The following is a 22,668-nucleotide window of genomic DNA, read 5'->3' on the forward strand; positions in this document are numbered from 1 at the left end:
GTTGCACCAGTTATAACACTCGGTGCCATAAAATGTTCCCATGAGAATGGCAGCATGACCACGGATGCCTCGGCCGCGCCCGGCGCCGCCCGCGCGCCGCGCGGGCGACCGGTCGAGGTCGACCCCGACCAGCTCGCGGCGATCGCGCTCGCGCTCTTCGACGAGCGCGGATTCGACGAGGTGACGATGGCCGAGGTCGCCGATGCCGCCGGGGTGAGCCGGCGCACGCTGTTCCGCTACTACCCGTCGAAGCCCGACCTCGTCTGGGGCGGGTTCGAGGAGGCCACCGCGCGGTTCGAGGCGTCACTCGTCGCGGCCCGGAGCGGCGCGGGATCGGAAGCCGCGGCTCCGACGCCGATCGCCGAGCTGCACCGCGCGTACGTCGCCATGGCCGAGTTCCCGCCCGAACTCCTGGGCGTGACCCGGCAGCGGCTCCGCATCATCGACGCGCACCCCGCAGTGCTCGCGCACGGGCTCGCGAAGTTCGGCGCCGTGCACGAACTGCTCGAGCCCTACCTCGGCGAATCGGGGTCGCTCAGGGCCCACCTCCTCGCCGACCTCTACGTGACGACGGGCTTCAGCGCGATGCGCTGGTGGGCGCGGAACGGCACGGGCACGCCGGCCGAGGCAGTCGACGCGGCGCTCTCGCTGCTCGAGGGGGAGTTCGGCTGAGCCATGGCGCGGGCGGGTGCGTGTTCGGCCGCAGCTGCGTGGTCGGCCCCGAGGCATCCGCTCTGGTAGAGTATTCAGGTTGCCGTGAATCGGCCGCGCATCAAGAGAGCCCAGGCATTCGGCCCCGGGCAGCGCGCAACAAGGAGAAAGGGGATCCCATCTATGGCACTCGAAGCAGACGTCAAGAAGGCGATCATCGAAGAGTACGCGACGCACCCCGGTGACACTGGATCCCCCGAGGTTCAGATCGCGCTCCTCACGAAGCGAATCAAGGACCTCACCGAGCACCTGAAGGCGCACAAGCACGACCACCACTCGCGTCGTGGACTGCTGCTCCTCGTCGGTCAGCGTCGTCGTCTCCTCGGCTACCTCGCCGATGTCGACATCGCGCGCTACCGCTCGCTCATCGAGCGTCTCGGGCTGCGCCGCTAAGCGGAGTAGTCTCGCGCGGCTCTCGAAGACACCGCGAACTTCTTGCGAAGGCCCCCACCGATTCGGTGGGGGCCTTCGTCATGTCCGGGATGCCCCGTGGTGGGCGTCGGCCGGCCCGCCGCCCGCGGCACGGACCTCAGCTCGCGCGGGCGCGGTGCGCGCGGGCGGCCATGCGGTTGCCGCAGCGGGTGCTGCAGTAGCGGCGCGAGGCGTTCTTCGAGAGGTCGACGTAGACGCCCTCGCAGTCGTCGGCGTCGCACTCGCGCAGGCGCCGGGTCTCGTCGGCGCGCACCACGTCGACGAGGGCCATCGCGGCCTCGACGAGCATGCGCTCGGCGAGCGGGGCGTCGGGGGAGGTGGCGTGGATGTGCCAGTCGGCGCCGTCGTGCCGCACCAGGTGGGGGAGTGCGTTCGCCTCGTCGAGGATGTCGTTGACGGCGCCCGCGAGCTCGTCGCGCGGCAGTGCCCACACGGTGCGGAGGCGCGTGCGCGCCGCGCGGACCTCGGCGAGTTCGGCGTCATCGCCGTCACGGCGGCCCGAGTACCTCCAGGCGTCGATCACGGCATCGAGCTGCGCGATCGTCGCGAGCTCGTCGTCGCCCGATTCGGATGCCTCGGGCACCGTGTCGGCCAGTGCGGCCATGAACTCGAGCGCCGCCACCGTGTCATCGGTGAAAATCATTTGACTCCTGACGTGGTCGGGATGTACTGTCACGAGCATAATGGTTTTCACTCATGACGAGGAAGAGGTGGCGCGACCATGACGGCACGACGGGGCGGACTCGCCGGCATCGCGATCGGCCTCGCGGCCGGCCTCGCCTTCGGCATCGGCGGCGTCTTCGTGAAACCGCTCCTCGAGAGCGGCTGGTCGCCCGGCGCCGCGGTGCTCGCGCGCATCTCGATCGCGGCCGTGCTGCTGGCCGTCCCGGGCCTCCTCGCGCTGAAGGGCGACCTCCGCCCGCTGTGGCGCGCCAAGTGGACCATCCTGCTGTACGGCACCGTCGCCGTCGCCGGCGTGCAGTTCTTCTTCTACGCCTCGCTCCAGCGCATCCCGGTGTCGATGACGCTGCTCATCGAGTACCTCGCGCCCATCGCGCTCGTGCTCCTCGCCTGGGTGCGCACGCGCCGGCTGCCGCAACCGGTCGTGCTCGGCGGATCGGTACTCGCCCTCGCCGGCCTCGTGCTCGTGATCGGTCCGGGCGGCGGCGGGCTCGACGTGCTCGGCCTCGCGTTCGCCGCCCTCGCCATGATCGGCGTGTGCGTCTACTACGCGGTCGGCGAATCGGCAGCCGGGCAGCTGCCCCCGGTGACGCTCATCGCCGCCGGCTTCGTCGTCGGCGCCCTCGCGCTCGGCCTCGCCGGCCTCACCGGCCTGCTGCCGATGCACGTCGTGTTCGGCGAGGTCGCCTTCCTGGGGGCGGATGTCCCGTGGTTCGTGCCGCTCATCGCCGTCGGCGTCGTCTCCACGGCCTTCGCGTACACGGCCGGCATCGCCTCGATCCGCATGCTCGGCGCGCGACTGTCGTCGTTCCTCGGGCTCTCCGAGGTCGTCTTCGCGGCGATCGCCGGGTGGATCCTGCTCGGCGAGGTGCTCGGCCCGCTGCAGATCCTCGGCGGCCTGCTCATCCTCGGCGGCATCGTCTGCGTGAAGCTCGAGCGGGTCGACCCAGCGGGCGCGCCCGCCGTCGAACTCGGCGCCGAACCGGTGCCCGTCACCGCGTCGACGGGCGTCGTCGCCCCCGGCCCCGAGCGCGCGGCCTAGGCTACCGGCATGCGATTCGGCATCGTCATCCTTCCCCAGTTCGACTGGCCCGAGGCCGCGCGGTACTGGCGCGGCGCCGAGGAGTACGGCTTCGACCACGCGTGGACGTACGACCACCTCGCCTGGCGCAGCCTCGCCGGCGATCGGTGGCACGCGACCGTTCCGACGCTCACGGCGGCCGCGATGGTCACCGAGCGCATCGGCCTCGGCACCTTCGTCTCGCACCCGAACTACCGGCATCCCGTGCCGTTCGCGAAGGACGTCGCGACGCTCGACCAGATCTCGGGCGGCCGGGTGCTGCTCGGCGTCGGCTCGGGCGGCACCGGCTTCGACTCGACCGTGCTGCGGCAGCCGCAGCTCACCGCCAGGCAGCGGGCCGACCGCTTCGAGGAGTTCGTGCGCGAGCTCGACACCCTGCTGCGCTTCGAGGAGCCGGGCTCGGGCGGCATCTCGTTCGACGGCGAGTGGTTCGGCGCCGACGGCGCCCGCATGGTGGGCGAGCCGGCACAGCGGCCGCGCACGCCGTTCCACCTCGCGGCGAACGGCCCCCGAGGGCTCGCCCTCGTCGCCGAGCTCGCCGAGGGCTGGATCACGACGGGCGGCGACGACGACGGCACCGACGCGTGGTGGCGCCAGGTCGCCGCGCTCTCGGCACGGCTCGACGACGCCTGCGCCGCGGCGGGACGGGCGCCCGGCGAGCTCGCACGCACCCTCTCGCTCGACTCCGAGGCGCGCACGAGCCTCGCGAGCGTCGACGCCTTCGAGGACGCAGTGGGCCGCGCTCGCGAACTCGGCTTCACCGACGTCGTCGCGCACTGGCCGCGCCCCGAGGGCATCTACGCGGGCGACGAGCGGGTGCTCGACGAGGTCGCCGCGCGGCTCGACGCCCTCCGCTGACGGCGGCGGCGGGGCATCCGCCGCGATAGCCTGAACAGATGTCTGCGCCCCGCCGGAAGCCGCTCCTCCACTGGGAGCCGCTGCCGTACCTCGTCGTGCTCGTGCTGCTCATCGCGACGGGCGGCGTGCGGCCCGAGTCGCCGGCGTGGCTGTTCTGGCCGTTCAACGTGCTGCTCGTCGCCGCGATCGCGTGGCTCGTCGTCGGACTCGTCCGCGGGCGGCGTCGCACCGACCCCGACCAGTGGGGCGACCTCCGGTCGCTCGACGGGCTCGAGCTCGTCGAGGCACCGCACCTCGATCGGGCGGTACGGCAGGTCGCGCCGGTCGCCGACACCCACCGGCACCAGCCGGCGATCGACCTCGCGCTGCTGCACGGCGGCGCCGACCAGCATGCCGTGCTCGTGCCGCGCGCGAGCCGGTGGCTGTCGATGCGCTACCGCATCGGGGTGCAGCTCGTCGGCGGCGGCACGCCCCGGCACGCCGGGTTCCTCGGCGATGCGGTGGATGCCACGTGGCGCGAGCTCCTCGACGGTCTCGCCTCGGAGGGGCGCTACGTCAGGGTGCCCGCGCGCATCACGGGCGATGCACGCCCGCACGGCGTCGAGCTCGATCTCGGCGGCCTCGAGTCGCTCGGGGCGGGCGGGGCCACGGCGGTCTGACGCCGCGGGGCCGGTTCAGACGCCGGCGGCCTGCTGGGCCTCGTCGGCCTCCTGCGCCTCCTGCGCGGCGAGCTGCGCACGCACCTCGTCCATGTCGAGCGCGCGGACCTGCGAGACGAGCTCGTCGAGCATCGGCCGGGGGAGTGCGCCCGCCTGCGCGAACACGCCGATGCCGTCCTTGAAGGCCATGATCGTCGGGATGGACGTGATGTTCATCGCGGCCGCGAGCTGCTGCTGGTCCTCGGTGTCGACCTTCGCGAAGGTGAGGTCGGGGTTCGCCTCGGAGGCGGCCTCGTAGTTCGGTGCGAACTGGCGGCACGGGCCGCACCACTCGGCCCAGAAATCGACGAAGACGGTGCCTCCCTCGAGGATCGTCTTCTCGAAGGTCTCCAGGGTCAGCGCGACGGTAGCCATTCGTCCAGAATAAGCGACGCCGCTGGGAGCCCGCCCGGTGTTCGCTGGCAGCGACCTCGACGCCGGCCGCCCGTCCGCCGTGACCGAAAGCCGCGCCGGGCGGCATGAGCCGCACCCAGAGCGTCCGGCGCACGCAGAAATGCTGCGCATACCGTCGAGTGTCGCGCAAGGTCTTCACTTGTGCGAGCGATCCTCATAGGCTCCCAGCCGAGGCGCCCAAACAGGGCACCGGTTGGAGGAAGACAATGAGGTCACCTGTAACATCCCGCGGACTGGCGATCGCGACGGTCGCCGCGTTCGCGGTCGCGCTGATCCCGGTCGGAGCGGCCACCGCCGCACCGGCCGCGAAATGCGACAACCGCAACAACAACACGATCGCGAAGCTCGTCGAGTGCGTCGACGCCGACGGGGCGATGGAGCACCTCGAGGCGCTCCAGGAGATCGCCGACGAGAACGGCGGCAACCGCGCCGCAGGGCTCCCCGGCTACGAGGCCAGCGTCGACTACGTCGTCGACACCCTCGAGGCCGCAGGGTGGAACGTCTCGATCGACGAGTTCGACTACGACTTCATCGGGGCGTCGACGCTGACGCAGCTCACCCCGGTGAACGCGGAGTACCCGACCGGCGCGTTCAGCGGAAGCGGCAACGGCGACGTGACCGCGAACGTGGTCGCGGTCGACATCAACCTGACGCCGCCGCGCGCCTCGACGAGCGGCTGCGAGGCGGCGGACTTCGCCGGGTTCCCCGCCGGATCCATCGCACTCGTGCAGCGAGGAAGCTGCAACTTCGGCGACAAGGCGTTCTTCGCCGAGCAGGCCGGCGCCGTGGGCGTCATCATCTTCAACCAGGGCAACACGCCCGACCGTGAGGGCCTGATCGTCGCGGACGCGTCGTCGCGAACCGACGGCACGCCCGTCTCGCACGGCATCCCGGTCGTCGGAGCGAGCTTCGCGCAGGGCGAGGCACTCTCGCAGCCGGGCTCGACGGCGCACGTCTTCGTGCCTGCACCCGACCCCCGCCCGCAGAAGAACGTGATCGCGGAGCTCCCCGGCGCGAACGACGACAACGTCGTGATGGCCGGTGCGCACCTCGACTCCGTGCAGGAGGGACCCGGCATCAACGACAACGGCAGCGGCTCGGCGTCGCTGCTCGAGCTCGCCCAGCAGATGTCGAAGGTGAAGCCCCAGAACACCGTGCGCCTCGCATGGTGGGGCGCCGAGGAGGACGGCCTGCTCGGATCCGCCGCCTACGTCGACGGGCTCAGCCAGGCCGAGAAGGACCGCATCGCGCTGTACCTGAACTTCGACATGGTCGCCTCGCCGAACTACATGTTCATGGTGTACGACGGCGATGAGTCGGGCTTCCCGGCGCCGGTGACGGTGCCCGAGGGCTCGGTCGCGATCGAGAAGCTGTTCGAGAGCTACTTCACGAGCGTCGGCGAGCCGTACGACGACGCGGAGTTCAGCGGTCGCAGCGACTACGAGGCGTTCATCCTCAACGACATCCCCGCAGGCGGCCTGTTCACGGGCGCCGAGGTCGTGAAGAGCGCCGAGCAGCAGGCGATCTGGGGCGGGACGGCCGGCGAGTCGTTCGACCAGTGCTACCACCAGGCGTGCGACACGATCGACAACGTGAACGAGCACGCGCTCGACGTGAACATCGACGCGATCGCGCTCACGGTGCTCGCCTACTCCTACTCGACCGAGTCGGTCAACGGCGTGGTCGGCAAGAAGGTGCCGGGCGGGCTCGTCCTCCCGGCTCCGGCCGGCCCCGAGGGCACCGTCGGCAGCGACGGCGGCCACTCGCACGGCGACGTCGGGTAACCCGGAGGAGAACCACGGGGCGGGGGTGCCGGATCGGCGCCCCCGCCCTCGTCGCGTCGCTCGGCGGGTGATCGGAAGGTCGTCGTCGCCGTGGTTCCGCCAGCCGCTATCGTGAGGGTCGTGACGGCGATCGACGGGGCGAGAGCACTCGACGAGGCGCTGCCCGACCGCGACTGGCGGGCGCTCCCGGCGGGCACCGAGCGCACGTCGTTCGCGGCGCCGAGCGGCCCGCTCGCGCGCATCGCGCTCGGGCCGGCCGACGGGCCGCGCGTCGTGCTCGTGCCGGGAGCGACGGGGTCGAAGGAGGACTTCGTCCTCATGATGCCGCTGCTCGCCGACGCCGGGTACCGGGTGGAGTCGTTCGACCTCGCCGGCCAGTACGAGTCGCACGAGGCGGGTCCGTGGAACCTCCTGCCTCCACGCGATCGCTACGACCAGCGGCTGTTCCTCGACGACCTGATCGCGGTGCTCGACGACGGTGCGGGCGCGGCGCACGTGCTCGGCTACAGCTTCGCCGGAACGCTCGCGGGGCTCGCGCTGCTCGAGCGGCCCGACCGGTTCGCGAGCCTGACCCTGCTGAGCTCACCGCCCGAGCCCGGGCAGGCCTTCCGCAGCGTCAAGCGGATCGGCTTGCTGAGCGGCTTCACGACGGCGCGGCAGGGCGCCGGGCTCATGCTGTGGGGAATCCGCAACAACCTCAACCGGGTGCCGCCGGGCCGTCTCGCCTTCGTGCGCGAGCGTTTCGCACTCACCCGGCGCGAGAGCGTCGACGACATCATCGCCCTGATGATGGCGACGCCCGACGTGCGGGCCGAGCTCGCGGCGACGCCGGTGCCGAAGCTCGTCGCGGTCGGCGAGCACGACCTGTGGCCGCGTGCGCTGCACGAGCGCTCGGCGCGCGAGCTCGGCGCCCGCCTCGTGAGCTACCCCACGGGGCACAGCCCCTGCGAGACGGCGCCCCATCAGTTGGTGCGCGACATGCTCGCGCTCTTCGAGCTGAGTCGTTCGATCGCCGAGTGAGCACGCGGAGCCCGTGCTGCGGCGCCGGCGACGAGGCATCCGCATTCATCGTCGCGTCAGGCGAGCAGCGCGTCGTCGCCGTCGGCATCGCGCTCGGGCACGACCCCCTCGAGCTCCGAGGCCTCCCAGGCCCAGGCCGGTGCCCTCCGCCGCTCGGCGAGGCGGGTGATCGGCGGCCATTCGCGCGATTCGATCGACATGGTGTGGAACGCCATGCGCACGCGTCGCCAGAGCCCGGCCGCGGTGTCGAACGGCCGCGCCGACACGCCGACGACGAGCCGACGGTCGCGGACGACGGTCATGCCGGGCTGCATGCACCAGGCGAGGTCGAGGTCGTCGTGCACGTCGGCGCGGTCGCGGTGCACGAGATGCCTGAGGCGTCGCCAGGCGTCGGCCCGCATGGCGTAGTTCGACCCGAAGATCGGCGGATGGCCGAGCAGGCCTCCGATCACGGTGAAGTAGCCGCCGATGTACAGGTTCCGCGCGATCCAGCGGACGGCGGCGTTGCGTCCGTAGAAGTGGCCGCCGTTCGTGACGACCGCCGGGCGGTCCCGGGCGGTCATGCGCCGCTCGATCTCCTCGAGCCAGTCGGACGCGGGCACGGAGTCGGCGTCGAGCCGGGCGAGGATCTCGCCCCTCGCGGCATCGAAGCCGGTCGCGGTCGCGGGCCAGATGCCGCGTCGAGGCTCGACGAGCACCCGGGCCCCCGCTGCGCGGGCCACCGCGACCGTGTCGTCGGTCGAGCCGTTGTCGATGACGATGATCTCGTCGGCGGGGCGTGACTGGCCGACCACCGCGTCGAGGCACGCGACGAGGAAGTCCGCGTCGTCGAGACACGGTATGACGACCGAGATCGTGCTCATCGGGGCGAGTGTATCGCCGGAGCCGCATGCCCGGGCGGTGCGGGGACGGTGCGGGGAATATCGTGGGGAGGGCCTCGGTTGGACGGGATATATGCAAACGCATAGACTCGACCAATCATCGGATGAGCTCAGGAGCAGCATCATGCAGTTCGGTATTTTCACCGTCAGCGACATCACGCAGGACCCGACCACCGGGCGCACGCCGACCGAGGCCGAGCGCATCAAGGCGACGGTGACGATCGCCAAGCACGCCGAAGAGGTGGGCCTCGACGTCTTCGCGCTCGGCGAGCACCACAACCCGCCGTTCTGGTCGTCGTCGCCGACCACGACCCTCGCCTACATCGCCGGCCAGACGACGACCCTGCAGCTCTCGACCGCCACGACGCTCATCACCACGAACGACCCGGTGAAGATCGCCGAGGACTACGCGATGCTGCAGCACGTCTCGGACGGCCGCGCCGACCTCATGCTCGGCCGCGGCAACACCGGCCCCGTCTACCCGTGGTTCGGCAAGGACATCCGCCAGGGCCTGCCGCTCGCCGTCGAGAACTACGAGCTGCTGCACCGGCTCTGGCGCGAGGACGTCGTCGACTGGTCGGGCAAGTTCCGCACTCCGCTGCAGGGCTTCACCTCGACGCCGCGCCCGCTCGACGGCGTGCCGCCGTTCGTGTGGCACGGCTCGATCCGCACGCCCGAGGTCGCCGAGCAGGCGGCGTTCTACGGCGACGGTTTCTTCGCGAACCACATCTTCTGGCCCGCCTCGCACACGCAGCGCATGATCGCGCTCTACCGCCAGCGCTTCGAGCACCATGGCCACGGCACGGCCGCGCAGGCGATCGTCGGACTCGGCGGCCAGGTGTTCATGCGCCGCAACTCGCAGGACGCGGTGCGCGACTTCCGCCCGTACTTCGACAACGCGCCCGTCTACGGTCACGGCCCGAGCCTCGAGGAGTTCACGCAGCAGACGCCGCTCACCGTGGGCAGCCCGCAGGAGGTCATCGACAAGACCCTCGGCTTCCGAGACTACGTCGGCGACTACCAGCGTCAGCTCTTCCTCCTCGACCACGCAGGACTGCCGCTGCAGACCGTGCTCGAGCAGCTCGACCTGCTCGGCGAGGTCGTCGCCGTGCTCCGCGAGGAGTTCGAGAAGGGGCGCCCGGCCGAGGTGCCGGATGCCCCGACCCACGCCTCGCTCGTCGCCGCGAAGTACGGCGACGAGGCCCCCCGCCAGGCCACGCCGAACGCCAACCGCGGCGACAACCTCACCGTGGGCTCGCCCTACCAGGACACCGCGACCGCCGATGCCGCGGCGAAGCCGGCCGGCTCCGCCTTCGGTCCGGCCGCGACCCGTCAGGAGGCGACCCGATGACCGCCAAGAAGATCGTGGTCGTCTCGGCGGGGCTCTCGACGCCGAGCTCGACGCGCCAGCTCGCCGACCGACTCGCGGCCGACGCGGTCTCGGTGCTCGCCGAGCGCGGCACGCCCGCCGAGGTGCAGACGTTCGAGCTGCGCGAGCTCGCGCACGACATCACGAACCACCTGCTGCTCGGCTTCGCCCCGCCGAAGCTCGAGGCCGCGCTCGACGCCGTCAGCACGGCCGACGGGCTCATCGCCGTCACGCCGATCTTCACGACGAGCTATGCGGGCCTGTTCAAGTCGTTCGTCGACGTGATCGACCCGCAGGCGCTCACCGACCTGCCGGTGCTGCTCGGGGCGACGGGCGGCACGCCGCGCCACTCGCTCGCGATCGACTACGCGATGCGGCCGCTGTTCACCTACCTGCACGCCATCCCGGTGACGACCGGCGTCTTCGCCGCGACCGGCGACTGGGGTGGTGCAGAAGGCGACGGGGTCCGCTCGCTGCCCGACCGCATCTACCGCGGGGCGAAGGAGTTCGCCGAGCTCGTCGAGCGCACCGACCGTTCGCAGCTCGTGATCGACCCCTTCCGGCTCGACCGGCCCATGGGCCACCTCATCGGGGGCCTCGCGGGGGAGTGACGGCCGACCGGGATGCCGCGTCGCGAGCACGTCGCGACGCGGCATCCCATCGAGGTCAGGTCGCGGGCGTACCTGAGGATTGGCAGCGGCGCCGACGAGGTCGCGAGCGTCCGGACGGCGCGACGGCGCGGACGACAGCCGGGGGAGCGGATGCCTCCTCCAGCGGTCGGCGGCCCGTGCCGGGCCGTGCCGCGAATCAGTCGTCGAGCACGAAGGTCACCTCGAGCGTGACCGACCACCCCGTGATCCGCCCGTCGGTGGCCTCGACCTTCTGCTCCTTGACCCAGGCGCCGCTCACGTTCCGGAGCGTCTCCGACGCGCGGGCGACGCCTGCGGCGACGGCGTCGTCGAAGCTCGTCTCAGAACGGACGGTGATGGTGGTGACACGTGCGACGGAAGTCATGGTGTTCCTCCTCGAATCCGATGGTGCCTTCCCTCCATCATCCGCCCGGGCTCCGACGAGCGCGAGTGGTTGACCGCAGGTCCCGTCCCGGCGAACGCACGTCGACGGGCGGGTGAATCCTTCGCGCGCGGGCCCGTTCCGGCTCACTCCGAGTCGGCACGGGCCGCACGCTGGAAGCGTGAAGGTCGTCCTCCTCGCAGAATCGTTCCTCCCGCACATGAACGGCGTGACGCACTCACTGCTGCAGGTGCTGCGCCATCTCGAACGGCGAGGGCACGAGGCCCTCGTCGTCGCACCGCGCTCGGGCCCGATCGACCGCACGCTCTTCGGAGACGTGCGCACGATCCTCCTGCCCTCGGTGCCGCTGCCGAGCTACCCCGAGGTGCGGGTGACGCTCACGGGCGCCGCGAGGCTCGCCGCGATCGTGCGCGAGCACCGGGCCGACGTGGTGCATCTCGCCTCGCCGTTCGTGCTCGGCTGGCGCGGCGTGCTCGCGGCCGAGGCGGCGGGTGCGCCGTCGGTCGCGGTGTACCAGACCGACGTGCCCGCATACGCCGAGCGCTACGGCGTGCCCGCGGCCGAGCCCGCGCTGACCCGCCACCTCGCGAGGCTGCACCGCCGGGCGACGCTCACGCTCGCCCCCTCGAGCTCGGCGGTCGAACGGCTCGACTCGCTCGGCGTCGATCGGCTCAGGCTCTGGCGTCGCGGCGTCGACACCGAGCGCTTCGCCGCCTCCCGCCGCGACGAGTCGTGGCGGCGTCGGGTCGCGCCGGGCGGCGAGACGATCGTCGGATACGTGGGTCGGCTCGCCGCCGAGAAGCAGGTCGACGACCTCACCGCGCTCGCCGGGCTACCGGACGTCCGGCTCGTGATCGTCGGCGACGGGCCCGCGCGGGCGGCGCTCGAACGACGGCTCCCGGGAGCCCTGTTCACCGGATTCCTCGGCGGCGACGAGCTCGCCGTAGCGATGGCGAGTCTCGACCTCTTCGTGCACCCGGGCGAGCACGAGACCTTCTGCCAGACGGTGCAGGAGGCGCTCGCGAGCGGGGTGCCGGTCGTCGCGACCGGTCGCGGCGGACCGCTCGACCTCGTCGAGCAGAGCCGCAACGGCTGGCTCTACCGTCCCGGCGACCTCGCCGAGATGCGGTCGCGGGTGCAGGATCTCGCCGGCGACGACGCGAAGCGCCGCGCCTTCGCGCTGCGCGCCCGCGAATCGGTGCTCGGGCGCGGCTGGGATCGGCTCGGCGACGAGCTCATCGGGCACTACGAGGATGCCGCGGGGCTCCGCCGCGCGATGCCCCATCCCCGTCCGGCGCGCGTCGGGGCCGTCGCGGGGGAGCGGGGCGGGCGCGTGGCATCCCATCGGCCCGACGCGCCGATCGCGCCGATCGCGCCGACGGCGCCGGCCGCGCCCCTGCGCCCGCGCCGCTACGTCGCCGTCGGCGATTCGCTCACCGAGGGGCTCTGCGACACCTCGCGCACAGCCGACGGCGAGTTCCGCGGCTGGGCCGACCGGCTCGCGATGCTGCTCGCGCTCGCGGCACCCCAGGGCGAGCCGATCGAATACGCGAACCTCGCCGTGCGCAGCCGCACGGTGCGCGACGTCGTCGACGTGCAGCTGCCGCGGGCGCTCGAGCTCGGCGCCGACTTCGTCTCGGTCCTCGTCGGTGGCAACGACCTCGTCGGCCGCCGGGCGCGACCCGAGTACCTCGCGCGAGTGCTCGGCGACGCAGTCGGCCGCGTGCGCGCGACGGGCTGCGAGGTGCTGCTCGTCACGCCGTTCCTGCCCGCCCGACGCGAGGCGAGGCCGTTCGTCGCGCGGTTCGCCCGGTTCAACGCCGTGCTCGGGGAGATCGCGGCGACGCACGGCGCGCGCCTCGTCGAGGTCGCTGCAGAACCGGAGCTCACGGGGCGGGACCGATGGGCGGAGGATCGCGTGCACCTCAACTCATCGGGACACCGCGGGCTCGCCTACGCCGCGGCGAAGGTGCTCGGCATCCCCGATGCCGACGCGCTCGGGGCCCTCGAGGTGGCGCTCCACGACGATGCGGAAGATCCGGTGGAACTCGGCGACCTCGCCTGGCTGCGCCGCCATGCGGTGCCCTGGGCGCTCCGCCGTCTGCGGGGTCGCGCGGCCGGCGACGGACTGCTCGCCAAGCGCGGAGCACTGGAATCCGTCGCCCTGCCGGCGCCGGTCGGGCGGCGTGCGTCGGCGTCGTCGCGACGCGCCGGGTGAGCTCAGCCGCTCTTGCGGCGGAACTCGCGCTTGTGGTCGACCGGGCCGTGCGTGTGGTTCGCGGCACCCGAGCCGTCGAGGTGCGCCTCGCCCTCGCGTCGCTTCGAGGCCTTGTTCTTGCGCTCGAGCGCCTCGCGGAACTTGCGCTTGGTCTCCTCGGAGGCGCTGGGTGTCGTCTGCTCGTCGGAAGTCATGCTCCCGAGTCTGGCACGGATGCCTCGCGGCGCGCGCCGCGCCGACGCGTCACGGGCGGGACATCCGCAGTTCACGGCCTGAAAACGGGCCCTCTGCTAGCATTGGGAGCGGTTGCCCGTGCATTCGTGCGGGCGATCATTGGAGCAGGCCGGCAGGAAGCTGGTCCCCTGTGGTGGATCACCAACTCGTTTGGTGGACTTCTACTGGTGGCCAGCGTGAACGCAAGCTCTTGCGATTCGTAATGCCTGTTCCTGCTCCTTCGTACGAGTCGTGCCCACACGGGGTGCGACGGTAAACAAAGGAGAGGCCTCTTGGAAGGTCCTGAAATCACGTTCGCCGAAACCGTCATCGACAACGGCAAGTTCGGCACGCGTACCATCCGCTTCGAGACCGGCCGCCTCGCGCAGCAGGCGCAGGGCTCGGCGGTCGCCTACATCGACGAAGAGACCATGCTGCTCTCGGCGACCTCCGTCTCGAAGCAGCCGAAGGAGCACTTCGACTTCTTCCCGCTGACGATCGACGTCGAAGAGCGCATGTACGCCGCGGGTCGCATCCCGGGCTCGTTCTTTCGTCGCGAGGGCCGCCCCTCGACCGAGGCGATCCTCACCTGCCGTCTCATCGACCGCCCCCTGCGCCCCTCGTTCGTCGAGGGCCTCCGCAACGAGGTGCAGGTCGTCGTCACGGTGCTCGCCATCGAGCCCGACGAGCTCTACGACGTGCTGGCCATCAACGCCGCCTCGCTCTCGACCCAGCTCTCGGGCCTGCCGTTCTCCGGCCCCGTCGCCGGCGTCCGCGTCGCGCTCATCGACGGCCAGTGGGTCGCCTTCCCGAAGCACTCGCAGCTCGAGGACGCCGTGTTCAGTATGGTCGTCGCCGGTCGCGTCGTGACCGAGGCCGACGGCTCGCAGGACGTCGCGATCATGATGATCGAGGCCGAGGCGACTGACAACGCGTGGAACCTGATCCAGGCCGGCGCCGTCAAGCCGAACGAAGAGGTCATCGCGCAGGGCATCGAGTCGTCGAAGCCCTTCATCAAGCAGCTCGTCGAGGCGCAGGTCCAGGTCGCGAAGACGGCGGCGAAGCCCGTCGCCGACTACCCGACGTTCCCGCCGTACCAGGCCGAGGTCAAGGAGGCCGTCGAGGCCTTCGCCGCCGCCGAGCTCAAGGACGTCTACCAGATCGCCGGCAAGGTCGAGCGTCAGGACGCCGACGACGCCCTCAAGGCGCGCACCAAGGAGCACGTCGCGGCCAAGGTCGAGGCGGGCGAGCTGCCCGAGTCGGCCAACGCCGAGGTGTCGGCCGCGTACAAGTCGGTCACGAAGAAGGTCATGCGCACGCGCGTCCTCGAAGAGGGCGTCCGCATCGACGGCCGCGGCCTCGCCGACATCCGTCCGCTCGACGCCGAGGTGCAGGTCGTGCCCCGCGTGCATGGTTCAGCCATCTTCCAGCGCGGCGAGACCCAGATCCTGGGCGTCACCACGCTGAACATGCTGAAGCTCGAGCAGCAGATCGACTCGCTGAGCCCGGTCACCAAGAAGCGCTACATGCACAACTACAACTTCCCGCCCTACTCGACGGGTGAGACGGGTCGTGTGGGTTCGCCCAAGCGCCGCGAGATCGGCCACGGCGCGCTCGCCGAGCGTGCGCTCGTGCCCGTGCTGCCCACTCGTGAAGAGTTCCCCTACGCCATCCGTCAGGTCTCCGAGGCGCTCGGCTCGAATGGCTCGACCTCGATGGGCTCGGTGTGCGCCTCGACCCTGTCGCTGCTCAACGCGGGTGTGCCGCTGCGCGCTCCCGTCGCGGGCATCGCGATGGGCCTCATCTCCGACACCGTGAACGGTGAGACCCGCTACGCGGCGCTCACCGACATCCTCGGTGCCGAAGACGCGCTCGGCGACATGGACTTCAAGGTCGCCGGCACCAGCGAGTTCGTCACCGCGATCCAGCTCGACACGAAGCTCGACGGCATCCCCGCCTCGGTGCTCGCCGGCGCGCTGACGCAGGCGAAGGACGCACGCACGACGATCCTCGCCGTGCTGAACGCCGCGATCGACGCGCCCGACGAGATGGCGCCGACCGCGCCCCGCGTCATCAGCGTGCAGATCCCCGTCGACAAGATCGGCGAGCTGATCGGCCCCAAGGGCAAGACGATCAACGCCATCCAGGACGAGACCGGCGCCGACATCTCCATCGAGGAGGACGGCACCGTCTACATCGGCGCCGTCGACGGCCCGTCGGCCGAGGCCGCCCGTGCCCAGGTCAACGCGATCGCCAACCCGACGAACCCCGAGGTGGGCGAGCAGTTCCTCGGCACGGTCGTGAAGATCGCCGCCTTCGGTGCGTTCATCTCGCTGCTGCCCGGCAAGGACGGCCTCCTCCACATCTCGGAGGTGCGCAAGCTCGCCGGCGGCAAGCGCGTCGAGAACGTCGAAGACGTGCTCGGCGTCGGCCAGAAGATCCTCGTCGAGATCACGAAGATCGACGACCGCGGCAAGCTGTCGCTCGCCCCGGTCCTCGCCGAGGACGCGGACTCCGAGGGTCGCGGCGCGACCGGTGAGCACGCCGAGGCTCCCGCCGAAGGCGCCGACGACTAGTCGACACCCTTCAGCAGTACGCGGATGCCCCGCCCGAGACTCTCGGGCGGGGCATCCGTCGTTCGCGGCCGGTACGGCTGCTGCTGCAGGAGATGTGCGCTGAGACTGGTTCAGCGCAGGGGATGGGGCCCGATCTCCTGCAGAAGCAGCGCGTCAGAGCAGCCGTGTGGTCGCCCGCGCCGTGAGCGCGTCGCGCTCGGCGAGAGCCTGCCGGGCAGCCGCTCGGGCCTCGAGCCGGTCGAGCCGGCGGTCGGGGTCGTTGCGGCGGCTCGCGAGCTTGAGTCCCCAGCCGGCCAGTCCGAGACCGCCGCGCACGGCGAGTGCGGCGAGCGGGCCCGCGCCGGGGGCGAGCGGGGAGAGTGCGGTGTTCGTCGTCATCATCGCTCCTTCGGAGTCGGATCGTCGGTGACCTCCCCGCGGACGAGCGGGAAGGCGGTGAAGTGGATCTGCACCGGGCGGGAGCCCGGCGACGGGGTGTGCTTGTAGAGCGCGCCGTACTTCTGGAAGACCACGTCGACGTCGGCGACGAGCGCATGCAGCTGCTCGGGGGTCAGGCGGAGGTTGACGGTGTCGCTCGTCGCAACGTCGAGCCACTCCGGTCCGAACACCTGGTCGCCTTCCCTCAGGAAGTCGCGGGCGTTCTGCTCGCGTGCGCGGAACCACTCGTCCTCCACCAGCTTCGCCGCGAGTCGTTCGGCGCTGCCGGCCGGCAGCTTGCGGACATCGGGCACGGTGACCGAGCCGGGCACCCGCTCCCACCAGCGCTCACGGCCCTTGCCGCGGGAGGTGTTCTCGCGAACGAGGCCGGATCGCTCGAGCTCGCGCAGGTGATAGCTCATCGAGCCGCTCGACTCGCCGAGCCGCTCGGCGAGCCCGCTGGCGGTGAGCGGCCCGTACGCGGAGAGCTCGTCGTAGATGCGCACCCGCAGCGGATGGGCGAGCGACTTCAGGGCCTTCGTCGAGAGCACATGGTCGATGCCCGGGTGCTGGGTGCTGCTGGGCTGGTCTGCGAAGTTCTCGGGCGTCTCGGTCATGTTGCAAAGATAGCGTTGCAAAGAGATCTTTGCAAGGATTTGTTTGCAACGGGTTCTTTGCATCCTGCCGAGGTGCTCAGCGCTCGAGCAGCGGTCCCAGTCGATACGGGATCAGCTCGCCCATAGCGAGGGAGGTCTCGGTGCGCTCGACGCCGTCGATCGCGAGGATCTCGCCGTCGATGCGGAACAGGTCGTGCGCGTCGCGGCACACCACCCGCACGAGCAGGTCGATCGAGCCCGACAGTCCGTGCGCCTGGATGACCTCGGGAATGGTAGCGATTTCGTCGACGACCTCGCCGAGGAGCTTCTGCCGTACGTGCACCGCGATGAACGCCTCGATCGGGTAGCCGAGCGGCGCCGGGTCGATGCTGCGTTCGAACGAGAGGAAGGCGCCGGATGACTCGAGGCGGGCCATCCTCGCCTGCACCGTGTTGCGCGAGAGGCCGAGCCGATCGGCCAAGGCGACCACCGTCGCGCGGGGGTCGGGGGAGAGGGCCGCGAGCAGCGCTCGGTCGACGGCGTCGTAACCGGTCATAACGCCACACAATAGCACCGGCTGAGGTGCGTCAACTTGGCAACATGCTCAATGTGTTCACGCTTGCTTGAGCTGTGTGACCGATCGACGTACGCTCACGGTATCCGGCAGAGTCGCCGGTGCGGGCTGCCCACGAAGCGGGCCCGCTGAGAGCGAGGATCGACGATGACCCCATCCGACCGAGACGCCACCGGCCTCCTGACACGCCCCGACCCGTTCGTGCAGCTGATCACCCCGACGGGTGAGCGGGTGCGCAACGCCGAGTACGACCGGTGGGTCGCCGACGTCGACCTCGAGGTGCTCGGTCGCCTCTACCGCGACATGGTCGTGGTGCGCCGCATCGACACCGAAGCCACCGCGCTGCAGCGCCAGGGCGAACTCGGCCTGTGGCCGCCGCTCGTAGGTCAGGAGGCCGCCCAGATCGGCTCGGCCCACGCGCTGCGCGACGACGACTTCGTCTTCTCGAGCTACCGCGAGCACGCGCTCGCGTGGCACCGCAAGGTCGCTCCGGCCCAGCTGCTCAGTGTCTGGCGCGGCACGGCGGCCTCGGGCTGGAACCCGTACGAGCACAACATGGCGGTGCCGCAGATCATCATCGGCGCGCAGGCACTGCATGCCACGGGGTATGCCATGGGCCTCCGCTGGGAGGGCTCCGATGCCGCCTCGATCGCCTACTTCGGCGACGGCGCGACCAGCGAGGGCGACGTCAACGAGGCGCTCGTCTTCGCCTCGAGCTTCGACGCCCCGGTCGTCTTCTTCTGCCAGAACAACCAGTGGGCGATCTCCGAGCCGGTCGGGCTCCAGTCCAAGCAGGCGATCGCGCGCCGCGCCGACGGCTTCGGCATGCCGGGCCTCCGGGTCGACGGAAACGACGTGCTCGCCGTGCTCGCAGCCACCCGCTTCGCCCTCGATCGCGCCCGCCGAGGCGAGGGGCCGAGCTTCATCGAGGCCGTCACCTACCGGATGGGCCCGCACACGACCGCCGACGACCCGAAGCGGTACCGCGGCGACGCCGAGCTCGCCGAGTGGCGCGAGCGCGACCCCATCTCGCGGGTGCTCGCCTACCTCGACGGCTCGGGCGTCGACATCGCCGGGCTCGAGCGCGAGGCGATCGCCGAGGCCGACCGCGTCGCAGCCGAACTGCGCGCCGCGATCACGACCCTCGGCGACCCCGAGCCGCTCAGCGTGTTCGACCACGTCTACGCCGAGCCGAACAGCCACCTCGAGCGCCAGCGCGCGAACTACGCGCGCTACCTCGCGATGTTCGACGAGCCGGGCGACGGCGCCGGGCCCGAGGCATCCGGTCGTACCGAAGGAGGCGTGCGATGACGCAGCTGACGCTCGCGAAGGCCCTGAACGCCGGTCTCCGGCGCGCGCTCGCCGACGACGACAAGGTCGTGCTGATGGGTGAGGACATCGGCACCCTCGGCGGCGTGTTCCGCGTGACCGACGGGCTGAAGGCCGAGTTCGGCGCGCACCGCGTGGTCGACTCGCCACTTTCCGAGGCCGGCCTCATCGGCACCGCGGTGGGGCTCGCATACCGGGGATTCCGGCCGGTCGTCGAGATCCAGTTCGACGGATTCATCTACCCCGGGTTCGACCAGATCGTCGCCCAGGTCGCGAAGCTGCACTACCGCTCGCGCGGCACGGTGAAGATGCCCATCACGATCCGCGTGCCCTTCGGCGGCGGCATCGGCGCGGCCGAGCACCACTCGGAGTCGCCCGAGGCGTACTTCGCGCACACCGCGGGCCTGCGCGTCGTCGCCTGCTCGAACCCCGCCGACGCGTACGTCATGCTGCGGCAGGCGATCGCGAGCGACGACCCGGTGCTGTTCTTCGAGCCGAAGCGCCGCTACCACGTGAAGGGCGAGGTCGACGAGTCGGCGAGCCTCGCCGACGCACCGCCGATGGGCGTCGCCGCGACGCTCTCGCGCGGAAACGACGTCACGCTCGTCACCTACGGGGCGCTCGTGCAGACGGCGCGGGATGCCGCGACCGCGGCCGCGGAGGACGGCATCTCCCTCGAGGTGATCGACCTGCGCTCGCTCGCGCCGATCGACTACGCGCCGATCGAGGCGTCGGTGCGGCGCACCGGCCGGCTCGTCATCGCGCACGAGGCGGGCCAGCAGGGCGGCATGGGTGCTGAGATCGCCGCATCGATCACGGAGCGCTGCTTCGAGTTCCTGGAGGCGGCGCCGGTGCGGGTCACCGGCCACGACATCCCCTACCCGCCCGCGAAGCTCGAGCGGCATCACCTGCCCGACCTCGACCGCATCCTCGACGGGGTCGATCGCGCGCTCGGCCGGCCGAACTCGCTGAGCGGGGTGGAGGCGTGACCACGATGATCCGCGACTTCCCGCTGCCCGACCTCGGCGAGGGGCTCACCGAGTCCGAGATCGTCGCCTGGCGCGTCGCCGTCGGCGACCGCGTCGAGCTCAACCAGATCGTCGCCGACATCGAGACCGCGAAGGCGGTCGTGGAACTGCCCTCGCCGTTCGCGGGCGTCATCACGGCGCTGCACGCCGCGGAGGGCGAGACGATCGACGTCGGTGCGCCGCTGTTCTCCTGCGACACGGGCGAGGCCTCCGGCGAGGCGGATGACCCGGGGTCCGTCCCGGCGACGCCGGCTCCCTCGGCCGCGGCGAGCGGCGGGACGAGCACGGCGGACGAGGCCGCGCCGGCGGGCGGTCGTGAGGCCGCTCCCGGTCCGAACCTCGTGGGCTACGGCGCACGCGACGAAGGCGGGCCGAAGCGCCGCGCACGACGCGCCGCGGCGCTCGCCGCCGAGCTGGTGCCCGAGGTGCCGGCCGCGCCGGTCGCCGAGGCGCCTCGTCCCGACCTCGAACCCGCCGTCGGCGCCGAGCGCCCGCGGTCGACCCCGCCCGTGCGCAAGCTCGCACGCGACCTCGGCCTCGACCTCGAGCACATCGCGGGCACCGGCCCGCGCGGCCTGATCACGCGCGACGACGTCGAGCACGCGGCATCGTCATCGGTCACGAGCCCGACGATCGCATCCGGCGCCGCCGTTGCTGAGCCGCAGGCGGCCCCGACCGGTTCCCGACCCGCAGAGACCCGCATCCCGATCAAGGGCGTGCGCAAGCACACGGCCGCGGCCATGGTGCGGAGTGCCTTCACTGCCCCGCACGTGACCGAGTTCCTGACGATCGACGTGACCGAGACGATGGAGCTCGTGCGCGGCCTCCGCGAGGACCGTGCGCTCGCGGCGCACCGCGTGACCCCGCTCGCCGTCGTCGCGAAGGCCCTCTGCATCGCGGCCCGCCGCACCCCCGAGGTGAACGCCCGGTGGGACGAGGACGCGCAGGAGATCGTGCAGTTCGCGGGGGTGAACCTCGGCATCGCCGCGGCGACCGAACGCGGACTCGTCGTGCCGAACATCCCCGGCGCCGACGGGCTCACGCTGCTCGAGCTCGCCGACGCGATCACCGCGCTCGCCGAGACCGCGCGCTCGGGCCGCACGAGCCCGTCGTCGCTCGCGGGCGGCACCATCTCGATCACGAACATCGGCGTCTTCGGCATCGATGCGGGCACGCCGATCCTGAATCCGGGGGAGGCGGCGATCCTCGCGATGGGGGCGGTGCGCCGGCAGCCGTGGGAGCACCGGGGCGAGATCGCCCTCCGCGAGGTCATGACGCTGAGCCTGTCCTTCGACCACCGCCTGGTCGACGGCGAACAGGGGTCACGCTTCCTCGCCGACATCGGTGCGATCCTGCGCGAACCGGGCCGTGCGCTGACCATGATGTGATCGCAACGTTCCCCGTCGGGTCGGCGGACCCGACGGGGAACGTCGCCTGTGGTCGCGCGAACCCTCCCGTCGGGCACCTCCACCGCTCCCCGGGGGCGGCGCTCAGTCGCCGACGATCAGTCCCAGGGCGACGGCGAGCGCCGCGGACTCCGAGATCCGATCCTGCTGCCAGGGCGTCAGGTCGCGGGCCGGAGAAGCGTCGAAGCTCAGTGCGAAGGGGTCGGCGACGTCGGTGGTGATGCCGCTGAGCGCCTCGAGCACCGCGAGCCCGCAGTAGGGCGTGTGCACGGCTGAGTAGCCGCCTTCGTGCGAGAACACGATCCGGCCCCCGCAGACCTCGTCGGCGAGCGCGCGCAGGCGTTCGGCGATCCCGCGGAATCCCGCGGAGGTGACGCTCATCCGCCCGAGCGGATCCGCCGCCGAGGGGTCGAAGCCGCTCGAGACGACGATGAGGTCGGGGCGAAACGCGCGCAGGGCCGGTCCGGCGACCTGTTCGACGACGGCCCAGTACGCGCCGTCGCCGCTGCCCGCCGGCAGCGGCACGTTGATGTTGGTGCCGAAACCGGGGCCCTCGCCGCGCTCATCGACCATGCCGCTGTCGACGGGGAACAGTCGATCCTGGTGGACGGAGACGGTGAGCGTCTCGCGATCGCTCCAGTAGATCTTCTGCGCGCCGTTGCCATGGTGGACGTCGTAGTCGAAGACGGCGACCCGCCCGACCCTTCCCTCGGCGCGCAGGCGTTCGATCGCGACCGGTACGTTCGCGAAGAGGCAGTAGCCGCGCCCCATGTCGGGCTCGGCATGGTGCCCGGGCGGGCGCACGAGGGCGTACGCGTTGTCCACGGTACCGTCCATGACGGCGCGCGCGGCCGCATAGGTGCCGCCAGCGGCGAGCCGGGCGATGTCGTAGCCTCCGTGGCCGAACGGGGTGAAGCCGTCGCCGCCGTCCCCGCCGCCGGCCGACGACTGGGTCTTGATCGCCTCGATGTGACGGGTCGTGTGCACTCGCGCCAGGTCGTCCTCCGAGACGAGCTCCGGGCGGATCCGGGTGAGTCGGTCGATGAGTCCCGAGACCTCCACGAGCCCCGCGATCCTCGACTTCGTCTCCGGGGCCTCGTAGGTCTGGTAAGGCTGCACGAAACCGCCGCTCGGGTAGATGCCCGCGTGGGTCCCCGTGTCGTGCCAGGCGTACCGCTCGTGCCAGACGTACCCGGTCCTGCGCTCCATTGCGTTGCCTCCGCTTCATGTGGCCAGCCGAATGAGTGATCGGCAAGGAGATGGCCAGCTGAGTTTCGAGTAAACAACGATGAGGGGTACTTCGCAAGTGAATGATCACAACTTTGCGGAATCTATTGCACAATCATCATT

Annotated in this window: 23 protein-coding genes; 14 read left to right on the plus strand and 9 right to left on the minus strand. The window is 71.3% G+C overall.

What is annotated here, in order from left to right; translation table 11 throughout:
- The first annotated feature begins 54 nt into the window (after positions 1–54).
- The gene (locus tag ACFVTR_RS04735) at positions 55–672 is read left to right on the plus strand and encodes a TetR family transcriptional regulator (protein WP_387035195.1); all 618 of its coding nucleotides are present in this window, start codon (positions 55–57) and stop codon (positions 670–672) included.
- Between the two features lie 162 nt (positions 673–834).
- Positions 835–1,104, plus strand: a complete 270-nt coding sequence (gene rpsO / locus ACFVTR_RS04740) for a 30S ribosomal protein S15 (RefSeq protein ID WP_022890935.1) — start codon at positions 835–837, stop codon at positions 1,102–1,104.
- Positions 1,105–1,240: 136 nt separating this feature from the next.
- On the opposite strand, the gene ACFVTR_RS04745 is transcribed toward rpsO, so the two are convergent.
- Positions 1,241–1,786, minus strand: a complete 546-nt coding sequence (locus ACFVTR_RS04745) for a CGNR zinc finger domain-containing protein (RefSeq protein WP_387035197.1) — start codon at positions 1,784–1,786, stop codon at positions 1,241–1,243.
- A 78-nt stretch (positions 1,787–1,864) separates the two neighbouring features.
- Here ACFVTR_RS04745 and ACFVTR_RS04750 point away from each other — a divergent pair, with 78 nt between their 5' ends.
- From ACFVTR_RS04750 to ACFVTR_RS04760, 3 genes are read left to right on the plus strand one after another with little or no spacing between them, the layout of a single operon-like run.
- Positions 1,865–2,866 carry a DMT family transporter gene (locus ACFVTR_RS04750; protein WP_387035199.1) on the plus strand — a complete coding sequence of 334 codons (1,002 nt, stop codon included), beginning with the start codon at positions 1,865–1,867 and terminating at the stop codon, positions 2,864–2,866.
- 9 nt (positions 2,867–2,875) lie between these two features.
- Complete coding sequence (locus tag ACFVTR_RS04755) at positions 2,876–3,763, plus strand: LLM class flavin-dependent oxidoreductase (RefSeq protein WP_387035201.1); 888 nt, start codon at positions 2,876–2,878, stop codon at positions 3,761–3,763.
- A 38-nt stretch (positions 3,764–3,801) separates the two neighbouring features.
- Positions 3,802–4,422 (plus strand): hypothetical protein, encoded by a 621-nt coding sequence (locus tag ACFVTR_RS04760; RefSeq protein WP_387035203.1) that lies wholly within the window; start codon positions 3,802–3,804, stop codon positions 4,420–4,422.
- Between the two features lie 15 nt (positions 4,423–4,437).
- On the opposite strand, the gene trxA is transcribed toward ACFVTR_RS04760, so the two are convergent.
- Complete coding sequence (gene trxA, locus ACFVTR_RS04765; protein WP_387035204.1) at positions 4,438–4,836, minus strand: thioredoxin; 399 nt, start codon at positions 4,834–4,836, stop codon at positions 4,438–4,440.
- 245 nt (positions 4,837–5,081) lie between these two features.
- Here trxA and ACFVTR_RS04770 point away from each other — a divergent pair, with 245 nt between their 5' ends.
- Positions 5,082–6,659: a M28 family metallopeptidase gene (locus tag ACFVTR_RS04770; RefSeq protein ID WP_387035206.1), complete on the plus strand. Its 1,578-nt coding sequence runs from the start codon at positions 5,082–5,084 to the stop codon at positions 6,657–6,659.
- A 120-nt stretch (positions 6,660–6,779) separates the two neighbouring features.
- Positions 6,780–7,679 (plus strand): alpha/beta fold hydrolase, encoded by a 900-nt coding sequence (locus ACFVTR_RS04775; RefSeq protein WP_387035208.1) that lies wholly within the window; start codon positions 6,780–6,782, stop codon positions 7,677–7,679.
- A gap of 56 nt (positions 7,680–7,735) precedes the next feature.
- Here the strand turns inward: ACFVTR_RS04775 and ACFVTR_RS04780 are convergent, their stop codons facing one another.
- Positions 7,736–8,542, minus strand: a complete 807-nt coding sequence (locus ACFVTR_RS04780; RefSeq protein WP_387035210.1) for a glycosyltransferase family 2 protein — start codon at positions 8,540–8,542, stop codon at positions 7,736–7,738.
- Positions 8,543–8,684: 142 nt separating this feature from the next.
- Between ACFVTR_RS04780 and ACFVTR_RS04785 the strand changes: the two genes are divergently transcribed.
- Complete coding sequence (locus tag ACFVTR_RS04785; RefSeq protein WP_387035212.1) at positions 8,685–9,911, plus strand: LLM class flavin-dependent oxidoreductase; 1,227 nt, start codon at positions 8,685–8,687, stop codon at positions 9,909–9,911.
- Positions 9,908–10,540, plus strand: coding sequence for an FMN reductase (locus ACFVTR_RS04790; RefSeq protein ID WP_387035214.1), 633 nt, complete (start codon positions 9,908–9,910; stop codon positions 10,538–10,540). Before ACFVTR_RS04785 ends, ACFVTR_RS04790 begins: the two co-directional genes overlap by 4 nt.
- Before the next feature lie 196 nt (positions 10,541–10,736).
- On the opposite strand, the gene ACFVTR_RS04795 is transcribed toward ACFVTR_RS04790, so the two are convergent.
- Positions 10,737–10,943 carry a dodecin family protein gene (locus ACFVTR_RS04795; RefSeq protein WP_376940822.1) on the minus strand — a complete coding sequence of 69 codons (207 nt, stop codon included), beginning with the start codon at positions 10,941–10,943 and terminating at the stop codon, positions 10,737–10,739.
- Positions 10,944–11,121: 178 nt separating this feature from the next.
- Between ACFVTR_RS04795 and ACFVTR_RS04800 the strand changes: the two genes are divergently transcribed.
- Positions 11,122–13,179, plus strand: a complete 2,058-nt coding sequence (locus ACFVTR_RS04800) for a glycosyltransferase (protein WP_387035216.1) — start codon at positions 11,122–11,124, stop codon at positions 13,177–13,179.
- A 2-nt stretch (positions 13,180–13,181) separates the two neighbouring features.
- Here the strand turns inward: ACFVTR_RS04800 and ACFVTR_RS04805 are convergent, their stop codons facing one another.
- Positions 13,182–13,373 (minus strand): DUF5302 domain-containing protein, encoded by a 192-nt coding sequence (locus tag ACFVTR_RS04805; RefSeq protein ID WP_387035218.1) that lies wholly within the window; start codon positions 13,371–13,373, stop codon positions 13,182–13,184.
- Positions 13,374–13,685: 312 nt separating this feature from the next.
- Here ACFVTR_RS04805 and ACFVTR_RS04810 point away from each other — a divergent pair, with 312 nt between their 5' ends.
- Positions 13,686–15,968, plus strand: a complete 2,283-nt coding sequence (locus ACFVTR_RS04810) for a polyribonucleotide nucleotidyltransferase (RefSeq protein WP_387035220.1) — start codon at positions 13,686–13,688, stop codon at positions 15,966–15,968.
- 153 nt (positions 15,969–16,121) lie between these two features.
- On the opposite strand, the gene ACFVTR_RS04815 is transcribed toward ACFVTR_RS04810, so the two are convergent.
- From ACFVTR_RS04815 to ACFVTR_RS04825, 3 genes are all read right to left on the minus strand, one after another.
- The gene (locus ACFVTR_RS04815) at positions 16,122–16,346 is read right to left on the minus strand and encodes a hypothetical protein (RefSeq protein WP_387035222.1); all 225 of its coding nucleotides are present in this window, start codon (positions 16,344–16,346) and stop codon (positions 16,122–16,124) included.
- On the minus strand, positions 16,346–17,002 hold the full coding sequence (locus ACFVTR_RS04820; protein WP_387035224.1) for an ArsR/SmtB family transcription factor: 657 nt from the start codon (positions 17,000–17,002) through the stop codon (positions 16,346–16,348). Before ACFVTR_RS04820 ends, ACFVTR_RS04815 begins: the two co-directional genes overlap by 1 nt.
- A gap of 76 nt (positions 17,003–17,078) precedes the next feature.
- On the minus strand, positions 17,079–17,537 hold the full coding sequence (locus ACFVTR_RS04825; RefSeq protein ID WP_387035226.1) for an Lrp/AsnC family transcriptional regulator: 459 nt from the start codon (positions 17,535–17,537) through the stop codon (positions 17,079–17,081).
- A 165-nt stretch (positions 17,538–17,702) separates the two neighbouring features.
- Here ACFVTR_RS04825 and pdhA point away from each other — a divergent pair, with 165 nt between their 5' ends.
- Genes pdhA through ACFVTR_RS04840 form a run of 3 tightly spaced genes read left to right on the plus strand, consistent with a single transcriptional unit; the run spans position 17,703 to position 21,300 of the window.
- Entirely contained in the window at positions 17,703–18,866 is a 1,164-nt protein-coding gene (pdhA, locus tag ACFVTR_RS04830; protein ID WP_387035228.1) for a pyruvate dehydrogenase (acetyl-transferring) E1 component subunit alpha, read from the plus strand.
- Complete coding sequence (locus tag ACFVTR_RS04835; protein WP_387035230.1) at positions 18,863–19,873, plus strand: alpha-ketoacid dehydrogenase subunit beta; 1,011 nt, start codon at positions 18,863–18,865, stop codon at positions 19,871–19,873. Before pdhA ends, ACFVTR_RS04835 begins: the two co-directional genes overlap by 4 nt.
- A gap of 5 nt (positions 19,874–19,878) precedes the next feature.
- Positions 19,879–21,300: a dihydrolipoamide acetyltransferase family protein gene (locus ACFVTR_RS04840; protein ID WP_387035390.1), complete on the plus strand. Its 1,422-nt coding sequence runs from the start codon at positions 19,879–19,881 to the stop codon at positions 21,298–21,300.
- Positions 21,301–21,402: 102 nt separating this feature from the next.
- Here the strand turns inward: ACFVTR_RS04840 and ACFVTR_RS04845 are convergent, their stop codons facing one another.
- Positions 21,403–22,527 carry a class II histone deacetylase gene (locus ACFVTR_RS04845; RefSeq protein ID WP_387035232.1) on the minus strand — a complete coding sequence of 375 codons (1,125 nt, stop codon included), beginning with the start codon at positions 22,525–22,527 and terminating at the stop codon, positions 21,403–21,405.
- Positions 22,528–22,668 lie beyond the last annotated feature (141 nt).

Source organism: Agromyces sp. NPDC058126, assembly GCF_042884595.1.
Lineage (GTDB): Bacteria > Actinomycetota > Actinomycetes > Actinomycetales > Microbacteriaceae > Agromyces.

Excerpts from the sequence above, each read along its gene's own strand:
- ACFVTR_RS04840 (WP_387035390.1), top strand. The coding sequence starts at position 19,879 with ATGATCCGCGACTTCCCGCTGCCCGACCTCGGCGAGGGGCTCACCGAG.
- ACFVTR_RS04820 (WP_387035224.1), bottom strand. The coding sequence starts at position 17,002 with ATGACCGAGACGCCCGAGAACTTCGCAGACCAGCCCAGCAGCACCCAG.
- pdhA (WP_387035228.1), top strand. The coding sequence starts at position 17,703 with ATGACCCCATCCGACCGAGACGCCACCGGCCTCCTGACACGCCCCGAC.
- ACFVTR_RS04815 (WP_387035222.1), bottom strand. The coding sequence starts at position 16,346 with ATGACGACGAACACCGCACTCTCCCCGCTCGCCCCCGGCGCGGGCCCG.
- ACFVTR_RS04845 (WP_387035232.1), bottom strand. The coding sequence starts at position 22,527 with ATGGAGCGCAGGACCGGGTACGTCTGGCACGAGCGGTACGCCTGGCAC.
- ACFVTR_RS04835 (WP_387035230.1), top strand. The coding sequence starts at position 18,863 with ATGACGCAGCTGACGCTCGCGAAGGCCCTGAACGCCGGTCTCCGGCGC.
- ACFVTR_RS04795 (WP_376940822.1), bottom strand. The coding sequence starts at position 10,943 with ATGACTTCCGTCGCACGTGTCACCACCATCACCGTCCGTTCTGAGACG.
- ACFVTR_RS04785 (WP_387035212.1), top strand. The coding sequence starts at position 8,685 with ATGCAGTTCGGTATTTTCACCGTCAGCGACATCACGCAGGACCCGACC.
- ACFVTR_RS04750 (WP_387035199.1), top strand. The coding sequence starts at position 1,865 with ATGACGGCACGACGGGGCGGACTCGCCGGCATCGCGATCGGCCTCGCG.
- ACFVTR_RS04745 (WP_387035197.1), bottom strand. The coding sequence starts at position 1,786 with ATGATTTTCACCGATGACACGGTGGCGGCGCTCGAGTTCATGGCCGCA.
- ACFVTR_RS04805 (WP_387035218.1), bottom strand. The coding sequence starts at position 13,373 with ATGACTTCCGACGAGCAGACGACACCCAGCGCCTCCGAGGAGACCAAG.
- ACFVTR_RS04790 (WP_387035214.1), top strand. The coding sequence starts at position 9,908 with ATGACCGCCAAGAAGATCGTGGTCGTCTCGGCGGGGCTCTCGACGCCG.
- ACFVTR_RS04825 (WP_387035226.1), bottom strand. The coding sequence starts at position 17,537 with ATGACCGGTTACGACGCCGTCGACCGAGCGCTGCTCGCGGCCCTCTCC.
- ACFVTR_RS04735 (WP_387035195.1), top strand. The coding sequence starts at position 55 with ATGACCACGGATGCCTCGGCCGCGCCCGGCGCCGCCCGCGCGCCGCGC.
- trxA (WP_387035204.1), bottom strand. The coding sequence starts at position 4,836 with ATGGCTACCGTCGCGCTGACCCTGGAGACCTTCGAGAAGACGATCCTC.
- ACFVTR_RS04760 (WP_387035203.1), top strand. The coding sequence starts at position 3,802 with ATGTCTGCGCCCCGCCGGAAGCCGCTCCTCCACTGGGAGCCGCTGCCG.
- ACFVTR_RS04780 (WP_387035210.1), bottom strand. The coding sequence starts at position 8,542 with ATGAGCACGATCTCGGTCGTCATACCGTGTCTCGACGACGCGGACTTC.
- rpsO (WP_022890935.1), top strand. The coding sequence starts at position 835 with ATGGCACTCGAAGCAGACGTCAAGAAGGCGATCATCGAAGAGTACGCG.
- ACFVTR_RS04770 (WP_387035206.1), top strand. The coding sequence starts at position 5,082 with ATGAGGTCACCTGTAACATCCCGCGGACTGGCGATCGCGACGGTCGCC.
- ACFVTR_RS04755 (WP_387035201.1), top strand. The coding sequence starts at position 2,876 with ATGCGATTCGGCATCGTCATCCTTCCCCAGTTCGACTGGCCCGAGGCC.